This window comes from Methylocaldum sp. 14B (assembly GCF_002005105.1).
GTDB lineage: Bacteria > Pseudomonadota > Gammaproteobacteria > Methylococcales > Methylococcaceae > Methylocaldum.
Map to the genome: position 1 here is coordinate 38,323 of NZ_MSCV01000046.1, position 7,043 is coordinate 45,365.

Annotated in this window: 6 protein-coding genes; 4 read left to right on the plus strand and 2 right to left on the minus strand. The window is 53.9% G+C overall.

Annotated elements, in window-relative coordinates; genetic code table 11:
- Nucleotides 1-87: 87 nt before the first annotated feature.
- Together mutY and B2A78_RS23960 are read left to right on the plus strand one after the other, a co-directional pair.
- A complete protein-coding gene (gene mutY / locus B2A78_RS23955; RefSeq protein WP_077732572.1) occupies nucleotides 88-1,137 on the plus strand; it encodes an A/G-specific adenine glycosylase in 1,050 nt (349 codons plus the stop codon).
- Between the two features lie 88 nt (nucleotides 1,138-1,225).
- Nucleotides 1,226-1,498: an oxidative damage protection protein gene (locus B2A78_RS23960; protein WP_077732573.1), complete on the plus strand. Its 273-nt coding sequence runs from the start codon at nucleotides 1,226-1,228 to the stop codon at nucleotides 1,496-1,498.
- Here B2A78_RS23960 and B2A78_RS23965 read toward each other — a convergent pair.
- Complete coding sequence (locus tag B2A78_RS23965) at nucleotides 1,477-2,529, minus strand: L,D-transpeptidase family protein (RefSeq protein WP_240502655.1); 1,053 nt, start codon at nucleotides 2,527-2,529, stop codon at nucleotides 1,477-1,479. The two genes, B2A78_RS23960 and B2A78_RS23965, sit on opposite strands and share 22 nt — an antisense overlap.
- A complete protein-coding gene (rdgC, locus tag B2A78_RS23970) occupies nucleotides 2,489-3,415 on the minus strand; it encodes a recombination-associated protein RdgC (RefSeq protein WP_077732574.1) in 927 nt (308 codons plus the stop codon). Before rdgC ends, B2A78_RS23965 begins: the two co-directional genes overlap by 41 nt.
- 431 nt (nucleotides 3,416-3,846) lie before the next feature.
- On the opposite strand from rdgC, the gene B2A78_RS23975 reads away from it, so the two are divergent.
- A complete protein-coding gene (locus tag B2A78_RS23975) occupies nucleotides 3,847-6,273 on the plus strand; it encodes an ATP-binding protein (protein WP_077732575.1) in 2,427 nt (808 codons plus the stop codon).
- A complete protein-coding gene (locus B2A78_RS23980; RefSeq protein ID WP_077732576.1) occupies nucleotides 6,266-7,027 on the plus strand; it encodes a hypothetical protein in 762 nt (253 codons plus the stop codon). Before B2A78_RS23975 ends, B2A78_RS23980 begins: the two co-directional genes overlap by 8 nt.
- Nucleotides 7,028-7,043: the final 16 nt, after the last annotated feature.

Below are 7,043 nucleotides of genomic sequence, written 5' to 3' on the forward strand. Positions count from 1 at the left end.
GACCGAAGCTTCAAGCGTCCGTTCCGGAAAAATCTGCGGACGCCTGAAATTTGAAACCAGCCGTTCAATCACTCGTCTTACACGCGTATGCAAAATGAACTATTCCGGGCGACCGTACTTGCCTGGTTCGATCGATACGGGCGCAAGCAACTGCCCTGGCAAGTCGACCGAACACCTTATCGAGTTTGGATCTCGGAAATCATGCTCCAACAGACCCAAGTCGTAACGGTCATCCCGTACTTCGAGCGTTTTGTAGGCCATTTTCCTGTTGTCGACGCGCTCGCCCAGGCATCCTTGGACGAGGTTATCGCACTTTGGGCCGGGCTCGGCTACTATGCGCGCGCTCGTAACCTACACCGAGCGGCGCGGATAATCGTGGAACAGCACGACGCACAGTTGCCCGTCACTCTCGAGGAATTGAGCGCTCTGCCCGGCATCGGACGCTCTACGGCTGGAGCGATCCTGAGTCTCGGATCGGGTATTCGTGCACCCATCCTGGATGGCAACGTCAAACGGGTTTTATGCCGATATCAGGGTATCGAAGGCTGGCCTGGAGACACCCGGATTCTCGCGAGATTATGGCAACTCAGCGAAGAATTGACGCCTTCGCTCCGTATCGCCGACTACAACCAAGCCATGATGGATCTGGGAGCAACCGTATGCACCAAGCGGAAACCGGTTTGTTCCGCCTGTCCGATCAGCGCGAACTGCGTGGCACTTCAGTCGGGGCGAGTCGACGCCATCCCAGCGCCGAAACCAAAACAAACCCTACCTGTCCGACAATGTTTTATGTTGGTGTTAAGAAACGCCTGTGGCGAGCTTTACCTGGAAAAGCGTCCGAATACCGGCATTTGGGGAGGTCTTTGGAGCTTGCCGGAGTTCGATAGCGAAGAGGACGTATATGCTTGGTGCACGAAACAGCATATCGATTGTTTTGAGCTTGAGCGCCTCCCGCAGCGCCGGCATACTTTTTCCCATTATCACCTTGATTTTGTTCCGCTGGTGGCTCGCACACATTCCGAGTACTACGGAATCAGCGAACCATCGCTCTATCGATGGCTTACACCGGATAAAACGATCGGGCTCCCGGCGCCGGTACTGAAACTGGTAAACGAGATTGCCGGCCAGGATCGATAGCTGCGAATTCAAGCGAATTCAATGGGCGCGGATGGCGCGGAACGAGTCGAATTGGGTTTCTATAGTGCTGATCATTACGAGGTAACTGATGACGCGACGAGTTAAATGTGCACGTTTGGGAGTCGAGGCCGAAGGCTTGGAGAAACCGCCCTTCCCTGGAGTAGAAGGGCAGCGGATTTTCGACCATATCTCCGCTCAGGCATGGCAGGATTGGCTCAAACTCCAGACCATGCTGATCAATGAGCACCGGCTCACACCATTCGAGCCCGAAGCACGACGATTCCTGGCGAAGGAGCGCGAGAAATTTCTATTCGGCGGCGGAGCTCAGATGCCTGAAGGCTACGTGCCGCCCAAAGTCTGAATCGGCTCCGGAATCGGCTCAGACGGTTTGGAGATAGCGACCGGAATACCAGTTGGCTGCTGCAGCGCTTGCTTTAGCGCTGCGCCATCGAGAATGATCTCGCGACCCTTCGTTTTCTTCTCAATCAAATCCATAGCCGAGTCGAGCAACTGTTCGTAAGTCATGCGGTCTTCGTCCAACGGCTGATGGACTTCCATATATAAAATCCCTGCCGACCAGCCCAGCTTGACCGGCTGGTTGACCAGATGGACCGGGGTACCGACATTGACGAGCGGAAAAAGCCGCTCGATATCTTCTGGATACATTCGAATGCATCCGTGAGTGACTCGCATTCCGATGCCGTAGGCCTTGTCAGTGCCGGTGCCGTGGATAAGGTAGCCCGGAACGCCAAGCCGCATGGCGAAGCGGCCGAGCGGATTCAGAGGTCCCGCTGGGACCACGTCCGGTAAAATATCCCCGTCCCGGGCGTGTTCTTGCTTGATGGTTTCCGGAGGTACCCAAACCGGGTCCTTTACTTTCTGCGCAATTTTGGTGGCGCCCAAGGGAGTGCGCCAATCCATTCGGCCGATGCTCACCGGATAGCTAACGACTTGTATCGCTTTCGCTTTCCGCTGAGCCGGATAGTAGTAAAGGCGCATTTCCGGAATATTGATGACAACGCCGGAACGTGGCGCATCGGGAAGGATAAATTGGCGTGGGATCAATACATCCTTACCGTCACCAGGCAACCAGCGGTCGACGGTCGGATTGGCCATGACGATTTCGTCCTGACCGACGCTGAACTCCCGCGCAATATCGATGAGCGTATCTTCATGCTTCGCCTTCGTATATCGAATCTCGCCGATTAGATCGCTACCGTCCGTCGGAAGTGCGAACACCTCCGCTGTAGAATTGAGCGGGGCAGCAAGCATGAGCGCGATCGCTAGCCAGGCCGCCCCCCGTCTCTTGATGCGCGCCAATTCGATTGTTTTCAGCAACATTGCGTTTTTCCTACACCACAGGTTGTTTCGTTTGAAGGTTTTCGCCGCCAAAGAGCTCGATGAAGCGTGGCAAGAATGTCGCTAACTCGAGGCTCATGATTGCAAAATCCGCGTCGAAGCGTTCTACCGGATCGGACGTTTCGATATCCGCCGCATCTTCCTGTACCAGGTCCAGAAAACGGAGTTTCTTGATGCCAAACGCCTCGTCGAGAACAAAGCTTAGACGGTCATTCCAAGTGATAGCCAATTTGATGACCTCTTTACCGGCCTCAATGTGATTTTGAATCTCCGGTGCGCTCAGATCGTGGCGGCGGCAGCGCACGATACCGCCGTCTTCTTCCGGAGATCGCAACTCGCATTCGCTTTCCAGAGTGATATCCGACGGCAAGTCGGCATCCATAACCCAGTGGGTCATGATAGCACTGGGCCGCTCCTGGGTCGCAGGAGGAACCACTGGCAAAGAACCAAGACACTGACGCAGCAGCGAAGCAATTTCCTCGGTTTTCTTAGCGCTGGCGCTATCTGCAACAAGCCAGCCGCCCTTCGGGTCAATGTAGGCATAGGTGCGCCGGCTGTGGCTAAAGGCGCGAGGCAGTAAATCCTGCATCACCTCATCGCGTAGCGCGTCCCGCTCTTTCCGTCGCATCGGCCGGCCTTGCCGGTCTTCGACTTCGGCTACCCGCTCCGAGAGGATTTCGTTAACTACCGAGGCAGGAACGATTTTTTCCTCCTTTTGAACACACACCATCGCAAATCCGTTGGTGACGTGGACCAGGGGAAAAGTATCCTTGCCGAGCGGTGCGCACCAGCCGTAACTGACGGGCTCTAGACTCCCGCAAGGACGAAAGCGGCGTTGATCGAGCTTTTGCTCGAACTCTGCGACGTCAAGATCGAAAGGTTCTGTAAAACGTAATAAAGATAAGTTCTTAAACCACATAATTCGGAAGCGGCAACCAAAAGGGGCGAATTATGGCGATTGGCGCGTTTTTTGTCATCAATACCGTTTAATCGCCATTTAAATCAGTCTGAAAACTCGACCTAAAGTATATTCGTTACATGTAGAGCGGAAGATCAGGCCTGTCATTGGATGTCAGAATCTTCATTATCATTCGTCGCACTACATTATGATTGATGAAAATGCCCTCGGAATCGGCTTGTCAAATTCGGGAATTAATTGACGCCATCCAGTCCTAACTATTTTGTGAGTTCCATGCTGATCTTTGTTCGAGAATTCTAGCTTTCCGGAATCAGTTGGAAAAATCGGCATTTAAATCATCTCGGATTCATGCTGAGCCATGAGTGATTGCCGGCCTTATTGAAATATCCGACTATTTTTTCGACCATCCTTTTGAAGAGTTGAGTAATTCTATGGGCTACTACCGACAGTCTCTTCCAGCGAGCGTTCTCTACAAAGCGTGCGATCCACAGGAATTCGACTTCTCCACCACCGACGAGTTGGCCGATATCGGTGTCGTGATAGGCCAAGAGCGAGCGCTGGATGCAATTCAGTTCGGCATTTCCATCGTCCAGAAGGGCTACAACATTTTCGCTCTAGGTCCGAGCGGATCCGGGAAGCTGGCGGCGGTTAAGGAAATCGTCGGCCGCGAAGCTGAAAACCGGCCGGTACCCGACGACTGGTGCTACGTCAACAACTTCGGCGAAGCTTCGAAGCCCAAGGCCTTGAGATTGCCGGCCGGTCAGGGGCGCCGCTTCGCCCGGGACATGGAGCAAGTCATCGAGGAACTCAGTACCGTCATTCCGGCGACGTTCGAGGGTGAAGAATACCGCGGTCGCGCAGAAGAAATCGAGGAGGAAGCAAAGGAGCGCGAGATCAATGCTCTAAATGAGTTACGCCGAAAATCTTTGCAGCACGGCATCGCTTTAATCGAAACGCCTACCGGATTTGCGTTTGCTCCGGTGGACGAAAAAGGCGAAGTGCTCGGACCCGAGCAATTTCAAAAGCTTTCGGAGCATCAGCAGGAACAGATTCAGGAGGCGGTAACGGATTTGCGTCAGCAGTTGCAAAAGCTGTTGAAGCAATTTCCGGTGTGGCGCAAGGAAGCAAAGGAAAAGCTGAAAACGCTGAATCGAGAAATTGCCGAGTTTGCCGTCAACCATTTGATGGACGATTTGAAAGCCCGTTACGAAGCCATTCCCGGAGTCGTTCAGTATCTGAATGAAGCTCAACGGGAAATCATCGATCACGCGGAAGATTTTTTCCCGAAGCAGGAAGGTGGCATAGCGACGTTGATCGGGCATGCGCCGCGGCCAAGTCCTTTTCTGCGCTATAAGGTGAACCTATTGGTCGACAATAGCGAGTGCAAATATGCCCCAGTCGTCTTCGAGAGCTTGCCGAGTCACAACAATCTGGTGGGACGGGTTGAATACCAAGCCTACATGGGCGCTCTGGTCACCGATTTCACAATGATCAAACCAGGCGCCTTGCATATCGCCAACGGCGGCTATTTGATCCTGGACGCTCGCAAAGTGCTGATGCAGCCGTTCGCTTGGGACAGCCTGAAACGCATTCTTCAGTCGCGCGAAATCCGTATCGAATCTTTGGAGCGTGCGCTAAGCGTAATCAGTACCTCGAGCCTGGAGCCGGAACCGATTCCGCTGGATATCAAGATCATTTTGATCGGGGATCGCGTTCTTTATTATTTGCTCAATGTTTACGATCCTGAATTTCGCGAGCTTTTCAAAGTTTCGGCGGATTTCGAAGAAACGATCGATCGAGATGCCGACGGCAATGCACTATACGCTCGGCTTATCGCCAGCCTGGCGCGGAGAAACCAGTTGCGCCCGCTGGACAAGGAAGCGGTAATCCGGGTAGTGGAACATGCGGCTCGCTTGGTGGAAGATTCGGAGAAATTATCCACCCATTTGCGCAGCCTGGACGATCTTCTCAAGGAAGCCGACCACTGGGCGGCACAGGTACAGCGCGCGATCATCACTCGGGACGACGTGCAGGCCGCCATCGATCACCAGATCCGTAGGGCTGACCGGCTCCGCGAGCGAGTTTATGAAAACATTCGACGCGGAACGATTTTCATCGACACTGAAGGCGCGGTGGTTGGCCAGGTCAACGGCTTGTCCGTAATCAGCTTGGGTGATTTTTCATTCGGCCAGCCGTCCCGCATTACCGCCACCACTCGGTTGGGCAGCGGCAAAATTCTTGACATCGAGCGGGAAAGCGAACTGGGCGGCGCCATTCACAGCAAAGGTGTGATGATTTTGTCCGGTTTCCTAGCACATCGTTATGCTAAGACCCGGCCGTTTTCAGTGACCGCCAGCCTCGTCTTCGAACAATCCTACGGCCAGGTCGAGGGCGACAGTGCGTCCTTGGCGGAACTCAGTGCGATTTTATCGTCACTGGCCGATTTACCGATTCGCCAGTCGCTGGCGGTAACCGGTTCGGTCAATCAAAATGGACAAGTTCAACCTATTGGCGGGGTCAACGAAAAGATCGAAGGCTTTTTTGACATTTGCGCCTCGATTGGCCTAAGCGGAAAACAGGGAGTGATCATTCCCCGTGCCAACGTCAAACACCTCATGCTGCGGCAGGATGTAGTCAAAGCCGCGGAATCGGGCAAATTTCACGTCTACGCGGTGGACACGGTAGATCAGGCTTTAGAGCTGCTCATGGATAAGCCGGCCGGCGAACGTGACGTGACAGGCGCATTCCCGCCAGATAGCATTAACGGGCGTATCGAACAACGCCTCAGGGAGTGGATCGATATCCAGAAGGAGTTCAGGAGTCAGGAAAGAGCCGGAGAGAATCAAAGCTATGGCTGAAGACGCTCCCATCTCCGAACGAGTCGTGGTTGCTTTGAACGTGCTGCGCCATGATATCGGTATTCTCGAATTGGCGGCGCATCTCGCCGCACGAAAGCAGGCGCAGTTGATTGCAGTTTATGTGGAAGAGACGAACTTAATCAATTTGGCCGAGCTTCCGTTCGCGATAGAGATTGATCGCATCTGCGCGGCCGAGCGTAAAGTCGATTTGCCACGCCTGATGCGCACCCTGCGCTCCAGCACCGAACAAATTCAGCAAACGTTGTACCGGCTGAATCAAAGCCTGCGAATTGACGTAAGTTTCCGGACAGTGCGCGGACATCTCGTTTCCGCCGTCATGTCACAGATCGAGCAGGTTGACGTCGTTTTCCTTCCCAAGAGAACCGAGCCGTATAAAAGGGGCGTTAAGAAGAAGATCTCTACATTCCCTATCTGGGTTGTATTCGACGGATCTATGGAAGCTAAGCGCGCCTTACGGATGTCTGTCGAGTTGGCCGAGCTCGAATCAAGCCGACTTAATGTTGCCCTTCCGGCCGAAACTGAGGCCGAATCCGAGGCATTAAAAAGGTTGGCGTTGGAAAGCTGTGTTCAAAGCGCAGCCGCGCAGTTTGTTTCCGTCCGCCCGCTTGATGCTCCAAATTTACTGCGTTCGATGCAGCGCACTGGCTGCCGCTTGTTGGTAGTCAAACGTCAAAACGGCGATTTCAGCAAAGCCATTTCGGAGATCGTCGCTTGCCCCGTCGTCCTGGTTTGAATCGCGGCTATGCCGG